Genomic DNA, 23,418 nt, shown 5'->3' with positions numbered 1-23,418 from the left:
AATTTACCTTTTAAAAGACGCCTTTTTAAAAAGACGATGAAAATTATCTGTTGTTTGTTTTTTAAACGTTTCAAAATCGACCGCCAACAATTTGGCCATAAATTCTGCTGTTTGATAAACATATGCAGGTTCATTTCGTTTGCCCCGAAATGGTACGGGAGCCAGATAAGGAGAATCAGTTTCAACAAGAATTTTATCTTGAGGTAAATGGAGAACGATATCGCGTAAATCCTGGGCTTTTTTAAAAGTGATTATACCTGAAATACTAATATATCCACCCAAATCTAGAACTGTTTCGGCCAGTTTCATACTAGATGTAAAACAATGAATTAAAAATGGAAATCCTCCCCCTTTTTCTGTCTCTCTCTTTAAGATTTTGGCAATATCATCATCTGCATCCCGGGCATGAATACATACAGGCAATCCAGTTTGTTGTGAGGCACGGATATGATTTTCAAAAGATTCTTTCTGTCGTTCAAAAGCCTCTTGTTTACCGTAAAAATAATCAAGTCCGGTTTCACCTATACCTATAACTTTGGGATGATTGGTTAATTCAACAATTCTGTCAACAGAACAAAAAAGTTCATCCATCACATATTCAGGATGAGTTCCAATCGTGCACCATACACTCAAATGATCAGTTGTATAATCGGTTATTCCTATTTGCTGCCGCGCATTTGATAAACGCGTTCCTATTGTTACAACTTCACCCAAACCTGCATGTGTTGCACGATCAATAATGGCTTTTTTTTCATCATCATCAAAAAAATCAAGATGGCAGTGTGAATCAACCAGATGCATCAGATTTGTTCAGCTTCCGTATAACGAGGAAAAATAGGAGAAGGTAAAGGTAATTTTATTCCTGTATGAATTTCTTTTTCAAGATCTGAAAAATTACGTTCATTTTTACCAACCCCAAGCTGGGTCAATAATTTATCCATACTATTAGGCATGAATGGCTGTAAACAAGTGGCAATTTCGCGCAACACATCAACCAAGGTTCTTAAAACAGTCTTCATACGCTCGAAATCAGTTTTTTTCAATTTCCATGGCGCCTGATGATCGATATATGCATTTGAAGCGCGTATAACCTTCCAAATATCCTCTAAAGATTCATTAAAAGCCTGACGGTCCATTTGTTCCCTTAATAAAATCGGCAACAGTTTAGCTTTTGCTATCAACTGTATATCCACATCCAATCTTTTTCCAGTATCTGGTAAAATACCGTCACAATTTCTGGTAATTTGAGTCAAAGTTCTCTGTGCAAGATTACCCAGATCATTGGCCAATTCATTATTCATGCGATTGATCAGGGATTGTCTGCTATAGTCTCCGTCTCCACCGAAAGGAACTTCACGCAAAAGAAAAAATCGGACAGGATCCAGTCCGAAATCATTGATCAATTCAATAGGCTCAACAACATTTCCTACTGATTTACTCATTTTTTCACCTTCAACAGTCCACCAGCCATGCGAAAATATTCGTCTGGGAACTTCCAAACCCGCCGCCATTAAAAAAGCTGGCCAATACAACGCATGGAAACGTGCAATTTCCTTCCCCACCAAATGCAAATCTGCTGGCCAAAAACACCACCGATCTGATAATTCCGTATCAGGATAGCCCAATGCGGAAATATAATTTGTCAACGCATCGAACCATACATACATGACATGATCCTTATCGCCTGGAACTGGAATACCCCACTTGAAACTCGTACGACTGATGGATAAATCACGCAAACCAGATTTTACAAAACTTAACAGTTCATTCTTACGACTTTCTGGGCCGATAAATTCTGGATGCAATTCATAAAATTCCAACAACTTGTCTTGCCAGGCAGACAATCTAAAAAAATAGGATGGTTCTTTTAACCATTTGACCTGTGCCCCTGTGGGCGCAATCTTTTGTCCATCTGCTGTAGTAGTTAGTTCATCTTCACTATAATAACACTCATCCCTGAGTGAATACCACCCTTCATAAGCGCCAAGATAAATGTGACCAGCATCAGCGATTTTTTTCCATAAAGTCTGGCAGCTTCTTTTATGACGTTCCTCGGTCGTTCGTATAAAATCATTATATGATATGTTTAACTGATCAGCCATATTTCTGAATTTTGCAGAAATTTCATTTACAAATACTTCCGATGTCTGTTCATTATTGTGAGCAGCCTGCTCAACCTTTTGTCCATGCTCGTCAGTACCCGTCAAAAAGAATACATCATATCCATCCAATCGTTTGAATCGGGCCAAAACATCCGCAGCGATTGAGGTATAGGCATGACCAATATGGGGGAACCCGTTTACATAATAAATCGGGGTGGTTATCATATAATGGTTTTTCATAATTCACTTACTAGTTCGAAATCGGAAATTAGGGTTTGTCTTTTATCCAAATTAAAAGATTCTGTATCTTTATGCCATTTTAAAATTTTCTGCCAAATGTCAATCCATTCCATTACTGTTCGAGATGGATTGCCAAATCGTTCCTGCCTTGATTTTATAGCCTCACCGATCAGCATATTGAATTTATCTGTCAATAAGCTAAAAAAAACAGAAAATCCATCTTCTTTTTGTAAAATATACTTAACTTTTTCATTCAGCTCACTTCCTTTGAAAGGCTTCTCGAAAAAGGCATCAACAATATTTTGCAAATTTGAGGCGTCAGAATTCAATAATGATAATGCTTTACCGATCGATCCCTGAGACAGGGTAATTATTTTTTGATATTCTGCCTCAGAATATTCGGGGGCTAATTTAATCAAGGCTTCTAATAAAACAGTATTTGATAAAGGGTGAAGCATTAATTTACGACAACGACTTGAAATCGTTGGCAACAAACGGTTTGGATGTGCAGTGATCAAAAAAATTAAAGCAGCATCTGGAGGCTCTTCCAAAATTTTTAATAAACTATTGGCCGCATTCTGATTCATCAAATCCGCCTCTTCGATAATGACAATGCGCCACCCGTCATTTGCAGATGTCAATCGTAAAAACGTTCCAACCGCTTTTATATCATCCATCAAAATTTCCGAACGAAGACGGTTTTTCTTTTCATCTATTCTTCGACTAACCGTTAATAAATCAGGATGACTACCCGCCTTTATCTTAGCCAACACTTTTTCAGAGCTACCAAGAATCAAACGAATGACATGATTGACAAAAGTTTTTTTGCCTACCCCGACCTCACCACATATCAACCATGCATGATGAAGCTTATTCTTGAAAATGGCTTGTTTGAAACAATCATATTCCTTTTCATGTCCCCATAAAGAGTCATCTAGTTTTGCTGTCATTGTTTTTAATATATCTTGATTCAGATAGTTTATGCGTGACGAGATTGTAAACTTCCCGAGTTACCTCATGCAATAATTTATGAGCTTTGATAACTTTACATCGATTTTTATTATTTTTAGCTATCAGTTGAAAACCATTCAGAACACGATAATGAAAATCATACCCGAGTTGTTCATAAGCATCAATTTTTGTTTGACGTTTTAGACAACGCTCAATAAGCGTTTCATAAGGAGCATCAAATATCAATGTTAAATTGGGAATTAAATCTATCAAATTGGATAATTTTTGAATAAAATTCAAAATATCCGGATTTTCCTTACCTAATCCATATCCTTGATATGCCAAGGTTGAATCAATAAAACGATCACACAGCACTATTTTACCCTGTTGCAGCGCTGGTTTTATGACCTGATCTACATGATCGCACCTTGCGGTAAAATGAGCCAGGATTTCAGCTTTAAGCGAAAAATCGCAATTCCCAAATAATAATAATTTCCTAATGGCCTCGGCACCCGTTGTTCCACCTGGCTCACGGGTTAAGAGCACATCAATATTATCTTTTTGCAGCTTTTCTTTCAATAATTGAGCTTGTGTAGATTTTCCAGCACCTTCACCGCCCTCAAAAGTAATAAAATATCCTGACATAAATAATAAAATAATGTTGATTAATTTTTATTCGTTAAACGATAGCTTACATTTTTCATCATACGTGAAATAATATTAGCTTTTTCAACTGTCTCACCAGCTATTATGGGAACTTGTACAGTAATTCCACCATTTTTTACAGACAGAGAGGCCTCAACATTTTGTCCTTTCATAACAGGTGCGGACAAAGGGGCGTTATAATCAAGGGTTACCTTCAATTTATCACGCATCCCGACAGGCAAGGTTAAAACAAGATTTTCACCTGCAACCAGTGGAATTGTTTCTTGTGCTCCCATCCAAACTGGTGCCTGTTCAACAATATCCCCTTTATTGAATAACTTAACATTTTCAAATTGATTGAAAGACCATTCTATCAAACGTTCACTCTCATGGGCCCGCATATTCATCGAGGTTAATCCGTTGACCACCATTATGACCCGACGACCATTCCGTTCAGAACTGGCACATAATCCATAACCGCCAGCATCTGTATGTCCTGTTTTCAAACCGTCCGCAAGCCCTTTGTCTACCAAAACATTTCGATTGCCCTGGGTGATTTTATTGAAAGTGAATTCTTTTTCGGAAAAAAAATGATAGTATTCGGGATAATCATGAATAAGATGATAGGCTATCAGAGCAATATCACGGGCAGACATCAGATGATTGCTATCCGGCCATCCGGTACAGTTCATAAAATGAGAATTCCGCAATCCCATCTTGGGCGCCATTTCATTCATCATGGATACAAACTGCTGTTCAGATCCGGCAATTCCTTCGGCAAGTACAATACAGGCATCATTCCCGGATTGTATAACAACACCCTGGATCAAATCCTGGACAGAAACTTGTCCATTCAGGGGAACAAACATTTTTGATCCCTGCATTTTCCAGGCTTTCTCACTTACGGGAAGCAACTGATCAAGCTTTAAACGCCCGGTTCGCAGCATGGCAAAAACAATATAACAGGTCATGATTTTTGTCAAAGACGACGGATGCATAGGTTGGTCTGCCAATTTATCCATCAAAACGGTACCTGTATTATAGTCCATGATAAAGGCGTATTGTGCCAACGTGTCAAAAGGACCTATTGGTGTTACGGCTGGTGGACCATTCGAAACCGCCTCTTGAGTTGCTGACGAGAATTTCCTGCTTGCCGCTTTACGAATGGCTCTTCGGGCATTTGCTGAATTTGAATCTATCAGAGCCAGAGATGCAGCTACGCCACTAATTCCAGTCAATATTGATCTACGAGTATGCACGCTTGTTCCTATTCAACTATAATTTTGGCACCCTTAATGCCAGATTTTAACAAATAATCAAGATTTTGATCTGCACTTTCGACTGATTGATAGGGACCAGAACGAACATGCAATATTCTGCGCCCTCCTTCAAAACTATAGGTCACTCTCCCACCAATACGTGCCGCCAATTTATTAGCGTAAACTCGCAAGGTGAAAGAGCCACAATCAATCCATATTTGCCCCCCTGTAATTTGACCCTGCGTAAAAGTGATGGGCATATCTTTTAATATTAATGAAGAATTTAATGCTTTTTGGAAAATGGGATCTGATTTTTTTTTCGCATTATTTTCGCTTGATTTGACATTCAGATTTTCAACCATGATTGTATCCAAAGGCGCAGTGTTAACTTTCATTTCCGTTTGCGGACCATTGGGCATTTCAAAAGCAAGATTTTGGCTTTGATCTTCTTCCTCAACAATTTCGATTTTCGCTGTTTGACCGTTTGAAATTCCCAATAATTCACCAGCTTTTGGCGTCAATTCCAACAATCTGGAAGGATAAGATGATGGACGATCATTCAAACGAATTGAAATTTCCCTACCATTGTCAACATTGCGAACTTTTATAATACTTGGTAATTGCAATGTGGGATGTGCACCCGTCATACGTTGCGGATCATAATATTCCCCATCAGCAGTCAGTTTATCTTTCTGAATTTTGGATATAACTGCCAAACCTGTTGCATGATAGGCAAAATTTTCCTCTGGATAATACCATTGTTCGCCAACCTGATAAGGTTGACCAACCACGTAGTGAATCTGAGCTGGTTGCAATGGTTTTTCTTCCTTGGTACAACAGGCTATACTTATCAACAATAGAGAAAATAAATATTTTTTCACGATATAATTCAAATTCACGAAATTAATATTTTGTTATTTTATATTTATATTACAAAAAAACAATCATTTTATGCAACTATCGCATCTCCCAGCAATCCGACTGCAAGTGCATAATAATCCGAAGGGTTGTAGCGGCGTATTACATTAAAATTATGATAAATCATAAAACCATTATTATTTTTCTCATCCGGTTTCAAAATACTGCCATAAATATCCAGACGGGAAAAATCCGAACCATCTGATCGCTTAACGCCCATTGATTTCCACTCATCAAGTGTTTTTGAAACATGATGTCCGATATATGAACCATTGAAATCAATTGGCAATAAAATTTTTTGTCCCCAGGGTTCAGATCCATGCCAACCATTTTTCTTCAGGTAATTGGCAATTGAAGCCAGTACATCTTTTTCATTTGTCCAAATATTTGGATGACCGTTTCCTGAAAAATCAACCGCATACCGTAAATATGCACTGGGCATAAATTGGGGCTGTCCCATTGCACCAGCATAACTGCCCATCATATTTTCAGGATTGATATTTCTATGATTAAGAATTCTTAATGCATTCATGAGCTCAATTTTGAAAAATTTAGCTCTTCTACCTTCATAAGCCAAAGTTGCCAAAGCATCAATAACATTAAATTTTCCGAGAAATTTGCCATAAAAGGATTCTATTCCCCATATTCCAACAAGTATAGAAGGATCAACTTCATAACTCCGCCAAAGAGCGGTCAAAAACGTTTGAAGTTCCTGAAATTTATTGCGACCTTGTTCTTTTTTTTCTACTGTTATGACTTTTTTATAATATTGTTGCCATGTCATGACAAATTCTGGCTGTTTATGATCAAGTTCAATCACTTTTTTATTCGGTAAAGAATAATTCAAAGCATGCCTCATAATAGAGGCATTCAATCCTAGCTGAACAGCCTGTTGATATATATTGAAAAGAAAGGATTTATATTCGGATGATGATCTCGCAAAAGCGGGTATATTCGAAAAAACAAATTTTCCACTTCCAACTGCCATAACTGCTGTGCCAATAGAATTTGCCAAAAATTGTCTTCGCCTCATCGCTATTACCCTTTTATGTCGATTAAAATATATTGGCTTACCAAATAATTTTAATTAAAATCATGTAATTATTTCACTTTTACTATAGCAATTTCATTTTCCTGCAAAAAGAGTGATATTTGATCCCCAGATTTCAGTTTACCTACACCCTTTGGCGTACCAGTGAAAATCACATCTGATTTTTTTAATGGAACAAACTGGCTAATATAGGATATAATCTTGCTGAAATTAAAAATCATGTTATTGCTATTTTCTCTCTGACGCTCTTCTCCATTTAATTTCATTGAAAAGCAAATAGGAAGAGATAACAGTTCCTTTTTTACAAAAGAGGAAAGGTAACAGGAATCTTTAAAACCCTTTGCTAAAAACCAGGGCAATTTTTTCTCTTTCAATGCTGTTTGCAGGTCTCTAGCCGTCAAATCAAGGCCTAGAGCGATTTCATCATAATAATTCTCGGCTTTGTTCTCCGAAATTTTAAAACCATCCTGGGAAATCTTTAATACCATTTCTGTTTCATAATGAATATCGTGTGAAAAATCAGGTAGGATAATTGTATCTCCCTCAACCAAGGAGGTGTTGGGTTTACTAAAAATTACGGGGACAGATTCGATTTGATTTCCCAATTCTTTTACATGTTCAGCAAAATTTCTGCCAACACAATAAATATTATTAATCATCATTTCATCCAATACACAAACAGGGAATTTTAAATATTTTTTTTATTATACAGGTAAATTATGATGATTATATGTACAAACGAAAGACAATATTTTTTGAATTATGATTAGTTTTTTCACGGTTAGGATAAGATGGTGGGCGCAACAGGGATTGAACCTGTGACCCCTACCATGTCAAGGTAGTGCTCTCCCGCTGAGCTATGCGCCCATCTTAACGTTTGATAAACTGCTTGATACACATCTTAGTTTAAAAGCGCAAGTGGTCAAATGCAAAAAAATAAAATATTTTATATAAAATCATTCTTTTTTTTCCGTTAGCAAGGTTATTTTGTGCCAACTTATAAAACAAAAATATATCATTTACAGAAACCTGATAATAATGTTTTACCGTTTTTAGTCAGCTCGCCTCATTCTGGACAATTCTATCCACAAAATTTGATTGAACTAACAAGATTACCCTTGGATGAATTACGCAAGAGTGAAGACAGTTTTGTCCATGAACTTTTTCATCATGTACCTAATTATGGTGGCAGTTTGTTAAATGCAGAATTATCCCGTATTTTCTGTGATCTCAATCGATGGGCATGGGAACTTGATCCAAAAATGTTCAGGGAAACACTTCCCTCATGGTGTGATACAGAATCCGCTCGGGTAAAAAACGGAATTGGAACAGTTCATAAAATCAGTAATTCAGGAAAAGTTATTTTCAAATATTATCTTTCATTTACTCATATTGAAAAACTAATTCAAAATTATTGGTTTTCCTATCATCAACAAATTCAAAATTTCATTCATAACTGTAAAAATCATTTTAATGGAGGCATCATCCTCGATGTACATTCAATGCCATCCCCACGCATCCAAACCACTGCCCTTGCAGATATAATATTAGGAGACAATTTTTCAAAAAGCTGTTGCCCGCTGTTAATAAACCAGACTGCTAGATATTTTCAATCAAAAGGCTTAACAGTGAAAAAAAATATACCTTATGCAGGAGGGTATATTACCAGTCATTATGGAAATCCTTTTAAAAATATTCATGTTTTACAAATTGAAATAAATAAAAAATTATATTTGAATGAAGAATGTTTCCAACTCAATGAAAATTTTTTTAGAATTCAAAAAATTATGACTGAATTTCTGATTATGATTACCAGTCAGTGGAAAGAAATTTTAAAAATTTAATTGTTACCAAAAAAAATTATTAATTGTCTTCGTTAATTTCCAGTTTATTTTGTTATATAATTAATTCAAATTTAATTTTAACCCATAAATATGATAAAGGCTTACAAGTGAAAATGAGTGATGCAACATCTACGCATGCTGAAGAACAACACAATTTTAGTGCAGAAGTTGAACGCCTTATGGATCTGGTTGTTCATGCACTTTATTCAGAGAGAGAAATTTTTTTAAGAGAATTAATTGCCAACTCTGCAGATGCATTGGATAGAAGACGTTTTGAATCGCTTACCAATCAAACAGTTGCCTTGCCCGATAAACCCCAAATATTTTTAACCGTTGATAAAAAGGGAAATTTATTAACGATCAGTGATGATGGTCTCGGTATGAGTAAGGATGAGATGATCCAAAATCTCGGAACCATTGCAAAATCAGGAACAAGAGCGTTTGAAAAACAGCTTAAGGATGCCAAACCCGAAGATCGTGTTAATCTCATCGGTCAATTTGGTGTTGGATTTTATTCAGCCTTCATGGTGGCGGATAAAGTTGAGGTGGTTTCACGACGTGCCGGATCGGATGAAGCCTGGGCATGGAACTCTGAAGGTAAAGGCAAGTATAGTATCGCTTCCTCAACAAGAAATACACCTGGTACAGATGTTATTCTTCATATTAAAAAAGATGCTGAAGAATATTTGGAAAGCATGCGACTGGAGAATATTATCCGTAAATGGGCAGATCATATTGCCTGGCCCATTACGATTAAACAGGATGACAAAGAAACATCCGCCAATGAAGGTCAAGCAATCTGGACAAAACCACGTGGCGATATATCCGATGAACAACTAGATGAATTCTATCGTCATGTAACCCATTTATTTGACAAACCATTGGCTACGCTTTTTTGGCATGCTGAAGGCGTGATTGAATTTACTTCTTTGTTATTTATTCCCGGAATGGTTTCTCCATTCGCACCAGTCGATCAAGAAAGAAAAAGCAAGGTACGATTGCATGTACGCCGTATGTTTATTACGGATGAAGCGGACATGCTTCCACCTTGGTTACGTTTCATTCAGGGGATTGTGGATACTGAAGATCTTCCCCTAAATGTATCCAGGGAAATGCTACAAAACACACCCGTTCTTGCACGTATTCGTAAGAACCTTGTTAACCGTGTGATAAGTGAATTAAAAAAACTTTCGGAAGATAAAGAAAAATATACAAAGTTTTGGGAACTTTTCGGGGCAGTTCTTAAAGAAGGACTTTGGGAACCCAATGAAAATAATGATACAATAGCCAAAATCTCAAGATTCTATTCATCTACCGTTGATGGTTTGACAAGTCTTTCCGACTATGTGGAACGTATGAAAGAAAATCAGGAGGCCATCTATTTCTTGGCTGGAGATTCCCTTGAAGTCTTAAAAACCTCACCTCATCTTGAAGGTTTCAAAGCACAAGGAATCGAGGTCCTATTATTCACTGATCCCGTGGATGCTTTCTGGCCTGATCGTTTTGGAAAATTTGAGGAAAAACCTTTACGCAGCATTACCCGTGCCAAGGAAGATCTCGATAAACTTATGGGAAAGGAGGAAAGATCCAACAGCGAGGAAGAAGAAAAACTTTTAAAAACTTTGATGGAAAGTTTGAAAGACAAAATTACGGATGCTCGCATGACGACACGCCTTGTTGACAGTCCTGTAATTTTGGCTGCAAAAGAGGACGGACCCGATTTACAAATGCAACGTTTAATGCGTCGTAACGATCGCTCAATTCCTTCAGCCCCACCTGTTCTGGAAATTAATCCAAATCATAATTTAATCAAATCTTTAATCAAGAAAGTAAATTCAGGCGAGAATATAGATGAAGCTGCATTTATACTGCTTGATATTGCAAAAATACAGGATGGGGAAATGCCATCTGATCCAACATTATTTGCAAAACGTATTGCAGCCGCATTAGCATAATCCTAGATATATTAAAAATGGCGATGCATCAATGAATGCTCGCCTTTTTCAAAACCTTAAACAAGAAATATTTGGTCTATTTTTCAAAACAGAATTCAGCGCTTGGAAACGTTCTGGATCTGACTTCCATGGCATATGATTTGACTGCCTCTTCCATTGTTTGACCAATTTGGGCATACCGTTTAACAAATTTTGGTTTAAATCCTTGAAAAACACCAAAAATATCATCACATACCAAGACTTGACCATCACAGGCTGGAGAAGCACCTATTCCAATTGTAGGAATTGATAATTGTTCAGTAATTGTTTTTGCCACTGATTCAACCACTCCCTCCAAAACAATTGCAAAAGCACCCGCTTTGGCAATAGCATTACTATCCCGCATGACTTTTTCAATTTGTTTGGTGTTTCTTCCTGCAATTTTAAACCCACCCATGGTTTGAACAGCTTGCGGCATCAATCCAACATGTCCACAAACAGGTATACCTCTTTTGACAAGAAATTCAACGGTTTCAGCCATTTCCTCCCCACCTTCGAGTTTCACTGCTGCTGCACCCGTTTCCTGCAATATGCGTGCTGCGTTCCTAAAGGCCTGCTGCGGATTTTCCTGATAGGAGGCGAAAGGTAAATCAACCATCACACACGCATTTTTTGATCCACGCATAACAGCCTTGCCATGTTCGATCATCATTTCAACTGTCACAGCCAAAGTCGTGTCAAATCCGTAAATGACCATCCCGAGTGAATCACCCACAAGTATCAAATCAACATGAGGATCCACAATTTGTGCAACTGAAGCAGTATAGGCGGTCAAGGAAACAATTGGTTCCTTATTTTTTTTCGCCGATATCTGGGGAACAGTAATTCTTTTGATCTTATTCTCTATCATTCAAATCTCTATGATTTATAACCGATTAAATTTATTGTAAAATATTAATAACTATTTATTATTCATGATATTTAATCAGCTCGGTTAATAAATTATTTCAAAAAACTTTATTATAATTTTTTATTTTTTAAAATTGATCTACTTTTTCAACGCCATTGATCACTTTGATATGCTGTGCGAGAACGGGTGATACATTATAGTATCCTGGTAATAAAATTTCCACTTCTTGTTGCTGAACAAGATTGGGAATTAAAATGATTTTACCATTGCCTTTCTGCGTATTTTCCAACAATTTTGAAATTGTTTCTACAGCTTGGACGTCATCAATCCATATTTTGAGTTCCTTGACCAAACCGGATATCGATGTTTCAAGATCTTCCACGTGATTTGCCGTTATACGCAAATTTTCTGCATCCAACCTTAAATCAACCGTTACGATAACCATTTTACCAGCTACAAGCAAATCACGATAACGGGTCAAACTTTCAGAAAAAAAAGTTATCTCACAGGCTCCAGTTTTATCCGATAATCCAACCCAAGCCATTTTGGTACCTTTACGGGTAGGACGTTCCTTACAATTTAATATACAGCCAGCAAGTTTAATTCTTCCCTCACCGGAACGAGCAATTGTTTCGAGATTATTTATCGGTTGTATTCCCAATTTGATCAGTAAAGCCCTAAACGAATCTAGTGGGTGGGCTGTCATATGATAGCCTATTGCCTCAGCTTCCAAAGTTAACCGTTCAATTTCGGGCCATTCAGCCACACTGTTAATTTTTAACGGTTCTGCCATTTGTGCCGTGGCATTTTGAAATAATCCAATTTGGCCACTTGCTTTTTCCTCTTTTCGTGCATGGGCTCTCCGTAAAATCACTTCGGCTGATGCAAAAACCTTATGTCTGTTATTTTCGATTGAATCAAAAACACCCGCCTTGGCAAGATTTTCAAGTTGGCCCTTATTTAAATTCTGATAATCAATGCGTTCGGCAAAATCTGCAAGATTTTTGAAATCTCGACCATCCCGATCATGAACCAAGGCTTCCATGGCGCTAAAACCCGCTCTTTTAACCGCAGCTAATGCATAGCGTATAGCCAAACTGCCATCAGGTTGTTTCTCAATTTCAAAATCAGCACCGGATTTGTTGATATCAGGAGGCAAGACAGAAATACCAATTCTTTTCGCCTCTTGTCGAAGAATGGCTAATTTATCCGTCTTTTCTCGTGCCAGTGACATACACGCGGCAAAAAAAGCCACTGGATAATTCGCTTTCATCCATGCTGTCTGATAAGAAACCAGAGCATAAGCAGCAGCGTGGGATTTATTGAACCCATAATCAGCAAACCGCGACATCAAATCAAATATCTCTATCGCTTTTTGCCGATCAATACCATTTTTAGTTGCACCTTCAGTAAAAATCTCACGCTGCTTATCCATTTCGGAACGAATTTTCTTACCCATTGCTCGACGTAAGAGATCCGCCCCCCCAAGACTATAATTAGCCAATCTCTGGGCAATTTGCATGACCTGTTCTTGATAGACCATGATGCCATAAGTCTCTTCAAGAATATCCCTTATTTTTTCATGCGGTGATTGCCATTCTTCTCCATGCTTACGTCGACAATAATCGGGAATATTGGCCATCGGGCCTGGTCGGTACAAAGCGACAGCGGCAATCAGATCCTCTATACGACTGGGCTGCATTTGACGCAAAACATCACGCATCCCGGCGCCTTCAAATTGAAAAACGCCTCCGGATTCACCTCGACTCAACATTTCATAAGTCAGGGTATCATCAAGCGGAATTTTCGAAAGATCAATATGTTGTCCCAACTTTTCCAGCATTTTAACGGCTCGCTGCAAAATCGTCAGGGTGGTTAATCCTAAAAAGTCAAATTTAACCAACCCAACCTGTTCGACAAATTTCATATTATATTGCGTAACAAGCATATCACTTTTCGGATCACGATAAAGCGGCACAAGTTCAACCAGCGGACGGTCCCCTATGACCACACCCGCTGCATGCGTACCTGCATGTCGGTATAATCCCTCCAACTGCAAAGCCACTTGTAAAAGACGATGTATATTTTCATCTGTTGCCTGCATTTCCTGCAATCTAGGTTCAGTTTCAATGGCCTGTTTCAAGGTAACTGGATGGGCGGGATTGTTTGGTATGAGTTCAGCAACCTTATTGACCATTCCGAAAGGAAATCCAAGAACACGACCAACATCACGAACAGCAGCACGCGCAGCCAATTTTCCAAAAGTTATAATCTGTGCCACCTGGTTGGTTCCATAGGCTTGTCTTACATATTCAATGACTTCATCTCGCCGGTCTTGACAAAAATCGATATCAAAATCCGGCATTGAAACACGTTCAGGATTCAAAAAGCGCTCAAACAGCAAATTAAAGCGCAAAGGATCCAAATCAGTAATCGTCAATGCCCAGGCCACCAAGGATCCTGCCCCAGATCCCCTTCCCGGTCCGACAGGAATATCATGTTCCTTGGCCCATTGAATAAAATCAGCAACTATAAGAAAATAACCTGAAAAGCCCATATTCTTGATAATATTTATTTCGTAATCAAGACGATCTACATATTTCTGGCGATGATCTTGTGTAAGATCGCAAATAGATATCAAACGTTTTTCCAGACCTGATTTTGCCATTTGTTCAAGCGTATCCTCGGCCGTTATCCCCGCCTTTATTTTTCTACTATGTGGCAGCATAGGTTTTCTGGTTTCAATTTTAACTGCACACCGTTTTGCGATTTCAATCGTGTTACTGCATGCTTCAGGAAGATCCGAAAACAGATTACACATCATTTCCGGAGGCTTGAACCAGTGTTCAGGTGTAACTCTCCAACGATCCTGTATATCAACAGTACATCCCTGCGCAATACAAATTAGCGCATCGTGCGCCTCGTACAATTCAGGAGTCGGAAAAAAACATTCATTTGTTGCTACAAGGGGTAAGCCATACCGGTCTGCCAGATCGATTAAACCTGGCTCAACCGATTTTTCCTCAGCCAGATTATGACGTTGCAATTCAACAGCCAAACGCCCTGGAAAAGCTTTTGCAAACTGTTCAAGCAACATAGATGCATGCTTTTCCTGACCCTCAGATAATAATTGAAATATAGGCCCCCGTGTTCCACCAGTCAAAAGAATCAAACCCTCTGAATGTTCACATATTGTATCTACATTGACAAAGGGATCCGATGGATCTCCATTTAGAAAACCTTCTGATGAAAGAAATTGTAAATTCAACAATCCAATATCATTTTGAGCCAACAAAACAATTGGCCAATTTGTAATATGACGCGGTTGCTCACCTAAAACGGGAATACCGATCTGAGATCCAATAATCGGCTGTATGCCTGCTTCAACACTGGTTTTTGAAAATTCTAATGCCCCAAACAAATTTCCTGTATCCGTAATTGCGATAGCTGGCATGTTCATTGTCTTGGCCAGCTTAACCATTTGAGGTATGCGAATAGCCCCCTGACTTAGTGAATATGCAGAATGGCTACGAAGATGGATAAAAGAGGCAAGAGACATCTATTTTTATACCTTATTATAAATGACAAGGAATTATTTTGCCCTCATGCAAGGTAACAACCCGATCCATTTTGGTGGCTAGGCAATGATTATGAGTAACGATCAAAGCTGTCAAACCTTCACTACGTACAACCTGTAACAGCAAATTAAAAACATGCTCGGAATTCTTTTCATCTAAATTTCCCGTTGGTTCATCCGCCAATAGAATTTTTGGTGAATTTACCAAAGCCCGTGCAATTGCAACTCGCTGTTTCTCTCCACCAGACAACTTTCCTGGGTAATGATCGACACGATGACCAAGACCAAATTTCTTTAACCAGTCCCTACCTATATTTACCGCTTTCGTTTTAGATCCCTTTGCTATCAATTGTGGTATCAAAACATTTTCCAAGGCAGTAAATTCAGCAAGCAAATGATGAAACTGATAAACAAATCCTATTGAATTTAATCTTAATTGCGTTCTTTCCCGATCATTCAATCTGGAAGATTTTCGACCTTGAATAATAATTTCGCCCTTTTGGGGTTTTTCAAGCAATCCAGCAATATGCAACAAGGTTGATTTACCCGTACCAGAAGGAGCAATCAGGGCAACAATTTCACCATGGTTGAGCGTAAAATCAGCATTGTGCAAAATTTGAAGGTTCTCATCACCATTTTTATAGGCATGTGAAATTTTATCTAACTGGAGGACAACTTGATTATTCATTTCTCAATGCCTCAACTGGATCCGTTTTTGCTGCTTTCCAAGATGGGTATAATGTCGCCAGTAAAGAAAGAAACAGAGCCATTGACACAACCTGTATCACATCTGACCAATCTAACTTAGCCGGCAAATGTTCAAGATAATAAACCTCAGGATTAAATAGATTTGTTCCCGTGATTTTTTGCAAACCCTGACGTATATGTTCTATATTTTTACAAAATAAAATTCCCAATACAGTTCCTATCAGTGTTCCTGTTACCCCAACAGATGCCCCGCACATCAGGAATATCCGCATTATCGCACCACGTGATGCCCCCATGGTTCTAAGTATGGCAATATCACGTGTTTTATCCTTAACCATCATAATCAAAGAGGATATGACATTAAAAGCAGCAACCAAGATAATTAACGCCAGAATAAGAAACATCACATTCTGTTCAACTTGCACTGCTCCAAAAAAAGCATTGTTGCTCTGAGTCCAATCGACAAATTTCAGATTATCATTTCTAAACGAATTCTCAAGTTGATGCGTAACAGCTTGAATATGGGTTGAATCATTCGAGAATATCTGGATCCCTGTTACCTCATCATCAAGCTGAAAATATTTCTGTGCTGCCCGCATCGGTAAAAAAACATAACTGGAATTATATTCATGCATACCAGAATCAAAAATACCAATAATTCTATAGGATTTGATTCTGGGAATATTACCCATTACTGTTGCGGACCCTTTAGGTGAAATTAAAGTTAACCTTGAACCAACTCCCAGATTTGCTTGCTCAGCAAGAGTTTCACCAATAATGATGACATCATCGCCTTGAAATTGTTTCAAAACTGTTGGATCGAGAGTTTTACTAATGACCTTGAGTTTTTCCAAACCAGAAGCTGTCATTCCCCTAACCATTCCACCAGAGTTGAAATTTCCAGCACTTATCAACACTTGTCCTTCAATAAAGGGAATGGCAGATGTAATATGAGGCATTTGTTCAATTCTGTTGGATAAATTATTATATCCCCTTAAAGAGGTTGGCCCATCATAAGATTGACTGTATACACTCAAATCTCCATTCAAGCCTAGTATACGTCCCAATAAATCAGCCTTGAAACCATTCATGACAGCCATGACGACTATTAATGTTCCAACACCCAAGGCTATTCCTATTAATGAAAAAATAGCTATTATTGAAACAAAACGCTCGCCTTTTCTAGCACGAAGATATCGTTTTGCAACCATTCTTTCAAAAGAGCCAAACATAAATACATTACCTTTGATAAGAGGAAATATAATTCATCACCTGTTCTATAGATACTTCCGTTCTTTCGCCGGTTTCACGACGTTTAATTTCGACAACATTATTACCTATCCCTCTTGGACCGATAATAATTTGCCAAGGGTGCCCCATCAAATCAGCATCTGCAAATTTCACTCCAGCCCGTTCATCACGATCATCATATAAAAACTGTTCTTGATCCATTTTATACAATGCTTCACAAGCATCCTTACAAGCTTGATTCTTCAATCCCAAATTAATAATCACGGCTTTGAAAGGAGCAATAGCATCTGGCCATATTATCCCCTGATCATCATGTGATGATTCAATTATTGCCCCGACAAGACGGGAAACCCCAATACCGTAAGAACCCATATGAGGATTTATTTTGTAACTATCAGGTCCTATCACAGAAACATTCATTGCTTCTGTATATTTTGTACCAAAATAGAAGATTTGACCTACCTCAATTCCACGCCCTTCACAGCGTCTGGATTCTGGAACTTTTTGCCATTCATTCTGATCATGTTTTTCATCAGTGGCGGCATAAAATCGTGTCATACGTTGGAAGAAAGCGGCCAAGGATTCCTTATCATTTATATCAACCGGCATTTCAAGCCAGTTCTGTTCCGTGAAATCAGAATCAAAATAGATCCCGCTTTCACCCGTAGGTGCCAGAATAATAAATTCATGGCTTAAGTCCCCGCCTATCGGACCTGTATCAGCCAACATTGGAATTGCTTTTACACCAATTCTTTGAAATGTTCTGAGATAAGAAAGCATCATTTTATGATAGGTTACAACAGCATCTTCATAATTAAGATCAAAACTGTATCCATCTTTCATATAGAATTCCCGCCCGCGCATCACGCCGAAACGTGGACGAATTTCATCCCTGAATTTCCACTGAATTTGGTATAAAAGCTGTGGAAGCTCTTTATATGACTTTATAAATTGTCCAAATATATCGGTTATCATTTCTTCATTCGTGGGACCATATAAAAGATCACGTTTGTGACGATCAACAATACGAAGCATTTCCGGTCCATAAGCATCATAACGCCCAGAACGTTTCCATAAATCCGCCGATTGCAAAGTTGGCATCAAAACTTCCTGTGCATTGATAGCATTTTGTTCTTCCCTCACAATTCTCGATATATTGTCAAGAACTCTCAAGCCCAAGGGCAGCCATGCATAAATGCCAGAAGACATTTGCCGAACCATCCCTGTTCTTAACATGAGACGATGAGAGATAATTTGAGCTTCAGCTGGATCTTCTTTTAAAGTTGGAAGAAAACTGGACGATAGACGCATATTTATCCTATTAAAACCATATTTTTATGAAACATTACAATCGATCAATATTACTCAATATCAATAGAATATCACAACCGTATGACGTGAACCTCGATAAGCGGTTTTTTACCAAGCTTACGCCCCAGAATACGTCTTAGTATTGTTTTCGATTTGTCAATTAATTCTTCGTCATTCAACCGAACTGTTCTTGGTAACTGTTCAATTTCATCGGCAAAATTATCAATAATCAGATCACAATCATCATACTGATCCAGTAAACCGGGCGCGCTTATATTTGGATCACTCAACAACATACCCTCATCATCCACTGCAAAACTTGCAACAATAACACCGTTATAAAGCATGCGTCGACGTGCCGCCAATACGTTCCCATCTATGGATAAAAGCCTGTTGCCATCAACCGTCAAGCGACCATAAGGTACACTATTTACAATTTTGGTTGGTCCTGGTGCCAATTGAATGATATCTCCATCCTCCAGCAGGATAGGTTCAGAGTTACAAGATTTTGCAATTTCCGCCTGTGCATTCAAATGAACCCACTCACCATGAACAGGAATGCCGTATTTTGGTTTTACCAGTTTATATAATTCTGTAACTTCATCATGACTGGCATGTCCTGAAACATGAACCAAATGATCTACGGATGTTATTACCCTGACCCCGCGGCGCACCAGATTATCCTGTACACGCATGATTGCCAATTCATTACCGGGAATTGTACGACTGCTGTAAATAACAGTATCTCCAACACCAAAAGATATATGTTGATGTGTATCATAGGAAATACGGGTTAAGGCTGATCTTTCCTCCCCTTGACTTCCCGTAATAATGAATACAACATTTTCCTGATCAATTTCATTCATATTATGTTCCGTATAAAACGGAGGAATATCCCGAAAATATCCATTTTCACGTGCTGCAATTTCAATATTCTGCAAAGAGCGGCCAATAATTACCACAGGGCGATTGGCCTGTTTTGCTGCATAAGCAATTGTCTCGATCCTTGAGACATTACTTGCGAAACAAGTTACTGCAACTCTTCCCCTGATATTGGCAATAAGATCAACCATGCTTTTTCTGACGGCACCCTCTGATTCAGGCGCACGTTTAACAATCGCATTCGTACTATCACAAATCATTGCCAAAACACCTTCATCACCTATCTCGGCAAATTTTGAAAGATTTGTTGGATGACCTATCACAGGATCAGGATCGAATTTCCAGTCACCTGTATGTAATACTGTTCCATAAGGAGTGCGAATTACAACACTTTGCGCTTCAGGTATAGAATGCGTTACAGGTATAAATTCCAGATCAAATTCCCCAATTCTGATACGGGCTCCAATATCAATCAGATGAATTGTGACATCATTCAGTAAGTTAGCCTCTCTCAATTTTCTTCTAATAATTGAAGCGGCAAACGACGTTGCATAGATTGGACACTCCAATGCTTCCCAAAGATATGTTATCGCACCGATATGATCTTCATGTGCGTGAGTGATAACCAATCCTAACAAACTATCTTTATATCGAATGATGAACTCAGGATCAGGCACCAAAATATCGGCTTCCGGCATGTCGTTACCACTAAAACCAATGCCACAATCAAATGCAAGCCATGACCCATTAAGACGATATAAATTAAAATTCATACCAATTTCACCTGTTCCTCCTAAGGGAAGAAAGGCAAAATCGTTTGCAGTTTCATTCATGTTTATCCTTTTTATTATTTTTACTATGATGTTTTATTACGATTTGCAAGCAATCTTAAACCTTCTAAAGTTAATTCCAGACTAATTTTTTCAAAAATATCGGTACCTTCTGCCAATAAGGATGCCAATCCGCCTGTTCCTATAACGCGATAGGAACAATTAGCTTCGGCTCCAATCCTTTTTATGATACCCTCAATAAGACCTATATATCCCCAATATATACCTGATCGCATTGCGTTAACTGTTTCTTTACCTATCACGGAAATAGGTTTCGTTATACCGATCTTTGGTAGTCGAGCTGCGGCTTTATGTAGAGATTCCAAAGATAAAGTAAGACCGGGAGAAATAATTCCTCCGCAATAATTTCCTTTTTCATCAATAACATCAAATGTTGTGGCTGTCCCTAGATCCACAACAATTAAAGGACCCCCAAATAGAGTATGAGCTGCTAGGCCATTTAGCAAACGATCAACACCCACTTCATGAGGGTTATCAATTAAAATTTTGAATCCCCAATCCAGATCAGATGAAGCGATAAGAGGTTCGACGCCAAACCATTGTCGACACAATAATCTCAATTGATATAAAATCGGGGGAACAACAGTACCAATGATAATGTTGTCAATCTGATCAGTTTTTATCCCACATGCTTGCAGTAAAATAAATAATGTCGCGGCGTATTCATCTGATGTATGGTTGGGAATTGTACTCATTCGCCATGAACCCACCCATTTTTCACCATTATGTATAGCAAATACAACATTAGTATTGCCCGCATCAATGACCATTAACACGCTTTAACAATCCTGAGAATTATCTAACCAAAAAACTTCACCCGTAGAGAAACTTCGCATTTCCTTTACAGTTTGTAATAATAGTAACCCATGTTCATCAATACCACAATAAATTCCTTCCCAACTATTTTGCTGTAAATTTACAGTTAATTTTGAATTTAAAGGTATTGATTTCTTTATCCATGCCTCACGTATAATTTTTTCTTGGTCATTTGTTAAAAAATTTATCCAGTAATCAAAATAATATATAATTTTCTTTGATAACTCTTTTGCTAAGGGTGGTTTAGTTACAAAATCTTTTAAACAACCCAATTTTCTATTCAAATCAGGATAACTATTGATATTGACACCAAAACCCATAACCAACCATTCTAATTGACTGGTCTTGGAAATATTGCTTTCAATTAGAATTCCACCAATTTTCCTGTTTTTATACAATAGATCATTAGGCCATTTAATAAATAATTCATGATCGACTTTGCTGTAAAATCTTACAGCATCATAAAGAGATAATGCTGCAACAAACGGAATCCAATTCAATTTTATATTTGATGATCTTGGCCAATATAATAAAGAAAAGGCTAAATTACCCTGATGTTCGATCCATTTGCGCCCACGGCTTCCCCGTGGTGATGACTGAGAGTCAGCCAAAACAGCCAGATTTGTTTTATGTCCTGATCTGGCCATCTCAATGCAGTGATCATTGGTAGACGATAACGTGGAATAATGTTCAAATTTCCAGAACCTTCTTTTTTCCACGTTTAGACACTTGAATGATTAATTAAACAAAGATTTAGCTGCAATGCGTCCAACATGCATCATTGGACCCATAAATATGATAAAAATTACCGTTAACGCGCTCATACCAAAGGACATAAAAGAAATTGATAATGAACGATGATCAAGTTGTCCATGAGATTTATCCATGAAGATGATCTTGACAATCCTAAGATAGAAAAAAGCGCTTAAAACGCTGGCAACAATTCCAACTATTGCAAGTACATATAAATGTACCTGAATAGCTGCCCAAAAAACCATAAATTTACCAAAGAATCCTGCAAGTGGCGGAACACCTGCCATACTAAACATGAAAATTGCCATAGCAACCGCTATGCCCGGATCACTTTTACCAAGTCCGGCCAAATCATTAATGTTTTCTACAACCTTACCTTTTCGCGTCATAGATGTAATCACGGCAAAAGTTCCGACATTCATGAAAAGATAAGTTGTCAAGTAAATGATAGTTCCCAAAACACCATTTGAATTTCCTGCGGCTAATCCAACCATTGCATATCCCATATGTGCAACTGAAGAATAAGCCATCATTCTTTTAATATTTAATTGAGATATAGCACCAATACTTCCAATAATTATGGATAACAATGATATAACTTCAATCAAAAACTGCCATTGATAGGATAGGGTTCCAAAAGGCCCCGACATCAACCGTAAAAATAATGCAAAAGCTGCAAATTTTGGCGACGTCGAAAGAAAGGTTGTAACAGGCGTTGGAGCACCTTGGTAAACATCCGGTGTCCACATATGAAAAGGCACTGCAGAAATTTTAAAGCATATTCCGATTAAAACAAAAACCAGTCCCACGACAAAACCCATATTATTATAATTTACCGCTGCGATGGCTTTATGAACATTGTTATATTCCATACTTCCAGCTGCGCCATAAAGCATTGAAATACCATAAAGTAAAATTGCAGACGCGACTGATCCCAAAATGAAATATTTTATCCCAGATTCAGCTGATAACGGATTGTTACGATCAATTGCACATAAAATATATAAAGATAACGAAGATAACTCCAGTCCAAGATACAAGCTCATAAGATTATTGGAGGAGACCATAACCATTGCACCGACCGTGGAAAAAATGATCAACGCTATAAATTCAAAATATGTTGTTTTATTTTTTTTATTAAAATCCAAGGACAAAATAATTGTTAATAAACCTGCAATAAGAACCAGCAATTTCATGTAACGGGAAAATTCATCATTTACAAATAACCCGTAATATGCCAACCCATTTGCATTGGTTAACGTTAAAAATCCCGCGGCAATAAATATTGCCGTGGAAAAAATGGCAGAGGGAAAAAAGGAATTTTCCTTTTTTTGCAGCGCCCCGAATAACAATATAATAAGACCACCAATTGTTAATACAATTTCTGGAATAGCAAGCGTCCAATTCATCGGATT

General features: G+C 37.8%; 19 protein-coding genes and 1 tRNA gene. 2 read left to right on the top strand and 18 right to left on the bottom strand.

Features of this window, described 5'->3' with window-relative positions:
* Positions 1–3 precede the first annotated feature (3 nt).
* The 9 genes from H3T46_RS01250 to H3T46_RS01210 all read right to left on the bottom strand — a co-directional run bounded on the left by H3T46_RS01250 (position 4) and on the right by H3T46_RS01210 (position 8,033).
* A complete protein-coding gene (locus tag H3T46_RS01250; protein WP_155571878.1) occupies positions 4–801 on the bottom strand; it encodes a TatD family hydrolase in 798 nt (265 codons plus the stop codon).
* Positions 801–2,342 (bottom strand): methionine--tRNA ligase, encoded by a 1,542-nt coding sequence (metG, locus tag H3T46_RS01245; protein WP_198197181.1) that lies wholly within the window; start codon positions 2,340–2,342, stop codon positions 801–803. Before metG ends, H3T46_RS01250 begins: the two co-directional genes overlap by 1 nt.
* Complete coding sequence (locus H3T46_RS01240; RefSeq protein ID WP_198197180.1) at positions 2,339–3,292, bottom strand: AAA family ATPase; 954 nt, start codon at positions 3,290–3,292, stop codon at positions 2,339–2,341. Before H3T46_RS01240 ends, metG begins: the two co-directional genes overlap by 4 nt.
* Positions 3,273–3,938, bottom strand: coding sequence for a dTMP kinase (tmk, locus tag H3T46_RS01235; protein ID WP_198197179.1), 666 nt, complete (start codon positions 3,936–3,938; stop codon positions 3,273–3,275). The genes H3T46_RS01240 and tmk overlap by 20 nt, the downstream gene beginning before the upstream one ends.
* Positions 3,939–3,958: 20 nt before the next feature.
* A complete protein-coding gene (locus H3T46_RS01230; RefSeq protein ID WP_198197178.1) occupies positions 3,959–5,197 on the bottom strand; it encodes a D-alanyl-D-alanine carboxypeptidase family protein in 1,239 nt (412 codons plus the stop codon).
* Positions 5,198–5,205: 8 nt separating this feature from the next.
* The gene (locus H3T46_RS01225) at positions 5,206–6,078 is read right to left on the bottom strand and encodes an SPOR domain-containing protein (RefSeq protein WP_198197177.1); all 873 of its coding nucleotides are present in this window, start codon (positions 6,076–6,078) and stop codon (positions 5,206–5,208) included.
* Positions 6,079–6,146: 68 nt separating this feature from the next.
* On the bottom strand, positions 6,147–7,148 hold the full coding sequence (locus tag H3T46_RS01220) for a lytic transglycosylase domain-containing protein (protein WP_198197176.1): 1,002 nt from the start codon (positions 7,146–7,148) through the stop codon (positions 6,147–6,149).
* A gap of 68 nt (positions 7,149–7,216) precedes the next feature.
* Positions 7,217–7,828, bottom strand: coding sequence for a fumarylacetoacetate hydrolase family protein (locus H3T46_RS01215; protein WP_198197175.1), 612 nt, complete (start codon positions 7,826–7,828; stop codon positions 7,217–7,219).
* Between the two features lie 130 nt (positions 7,829–7,958).
* Positions 7,959–8,033: transfer RNA gene (locus tag H3T46_RS01210), tRNA-Val, on the bottom strand.
* A 122-nt stretch (positions 8,034–8,155) separates the two neighbouring features.
* Here H3T46_RS01210 and H3T46_RS01205 point away from each other — a divergent pair.
* Both H3T46_RS01205 and htpG read left to right on the top strand, forming a co-directional pair.
* Positions 8,156–9,010 (top strand): N-formylglutamate amidohydrolase, encoded by an 855-nt coding sequence (locus H3T46_RS01205; protein ID WP_198197174.1) that lies wholly within the window; start codon positions 8,156–8,158, stop codon positions 9,008–9,010.
* 113 nt (positions 9,011–9,123) lie between these two features.
* A complete protein-coding gene (gene htpG / locus H3T46_RS01200; RefSeq protein WP_198197173.1) occupies positions 9,124–10,965 on the top strand; it encodes a molecular chaperone HtpG in 1,842 nt (613 codons plus the stop codon).
* Between the two features lie 76 nt (positions 10,966–11,041).
* Here htpG and panB read toward each other — a convergent pair whose 3' ends face one another.
* From panB to nuoN, 9 genes are all read right to left on the bottom strand, one after another.
* Positions 11,042–11,854: a 3-methyl-2-oxobutanoate hydroxymethyltransferase gene (gene panB / locus H3T46_RS01195; protein ID WP_198196199.1), complete on the bottom strand. Its 813-nt coding sequence runs from the start codon at positions 11,852–11,854 to the stop codon at positions 11,042–11,044.
* 127 nt (positions 11,855–11,981) lie between these two features.
* Positions 11,982–15,413, bottom strand: coding sequence for a DNA polymerase III subunit alpha (gene dnaE / locus H3T46_RS01190; protein WP_198197172.1), 3,432 nt, complete (start codon positions 15,411–15,413; stop codon positions 11,982–11,984).
* Positions 15,414–15,429: 16 nt separating this feature from the next.
* A complete protein-coding gene (locus H3T46_RS01185) occupies positions 15,430–16,119 on the bottom strand; it encodes an ABC transporter ATP-binding protein (protein ID WP_198197171.1) in 690 nt (229 codons plus the stop codon).
* Positions 16,112–17,371 (bottom strand): lipoprotein-releasing ABC transporter permease subunit, encoded by a 1,260-nt coding sequence (locus tag H3T46_RS01180; protein ID WP_198197170.1) that lies wholly within the window; start codon positions 17,369–17,371, stop codon positions 16,112–16,114. Before H3T46_RS01180 ends, H3T46_RS01185 begins: the two co-directional genes overlap by 8 nt.
* Before the next feature lie 7 nt (positions 17,372–17,378).
* Positions 17,379–18,701 (bottom strand): proline--tRNA ligase, encoded by a 1,323-nt coding sequence (gene proS, locus H3T46_RS01175; protein ID WP_155565370.1) that lies wholly within the window; start codon positions 18,699–18,701, stop codon positions 17,379–17,381.
* 71 nt (positions 18,702–18,772) lie between these two features.
* Complete coding sequence (locus H3T46_RS01170; protein WP_198197169.1) at positions 18,773–20,416, bottom strand: ribonuclease J; 1,644 nt, start codon at positions 20,414–20,416, stop codon at positions 18,773–18,775.
* Between the two features lie 23 nt (positions 20,417–20,439).
* Positions 20,440–21,210, bottom strand: coding sequence for a type III pantothenate kinase (locus H3T46_RS01165; RefSeq protein WP_198197168.1), 771 nt, complete (start codon positions 21,208–21,210; stop codon positions 20,440–20,442).
* Positions 21,211–21,213: 3 nt separating this feature from the next.
* Positions 21,214–21,969 (bottom strand): biotin--[acetyl-CoA-carboxylase] ligase, encoded by a 756-nt coding sequence (locus tag H3T46_RS01160; RefSeq protein WP_198197167.1) that lies wholly within the window; start codon positions 21,967–21,969, stop codon positions 21,214–21,216.
* Between the two features lie 18 nt (positions 21,970–21,987).
* Entirely contained in the window at positions 21,988–23,412 is a 1,425-nt protein-coding gene (nuoN, locus tag H3T46_RS01155; RefSeq protein WP_198197166.1) for an NADH-quinone oxidoreductase subunit NuoN, read from the bottom strand.
* Positions 23,413–23,418: the final 6 nt, after the last annotated feature.

The organism is Commensalibacter sp. M0133, from assembly GCF_016101485.1.
GTDB classification, from domain to species: Bacteria; Pseudomonadota; Alphaproteobacteria; order Acetobacterales; family Acetobacteraceae; genus Commensalibacter; species Commensalibacter melissae.
The sequence above is the reverse complement of the archived record's forward strand: the minus strand, read 5'-3'. Positions and strand labels throughout refer to the sequence as shown.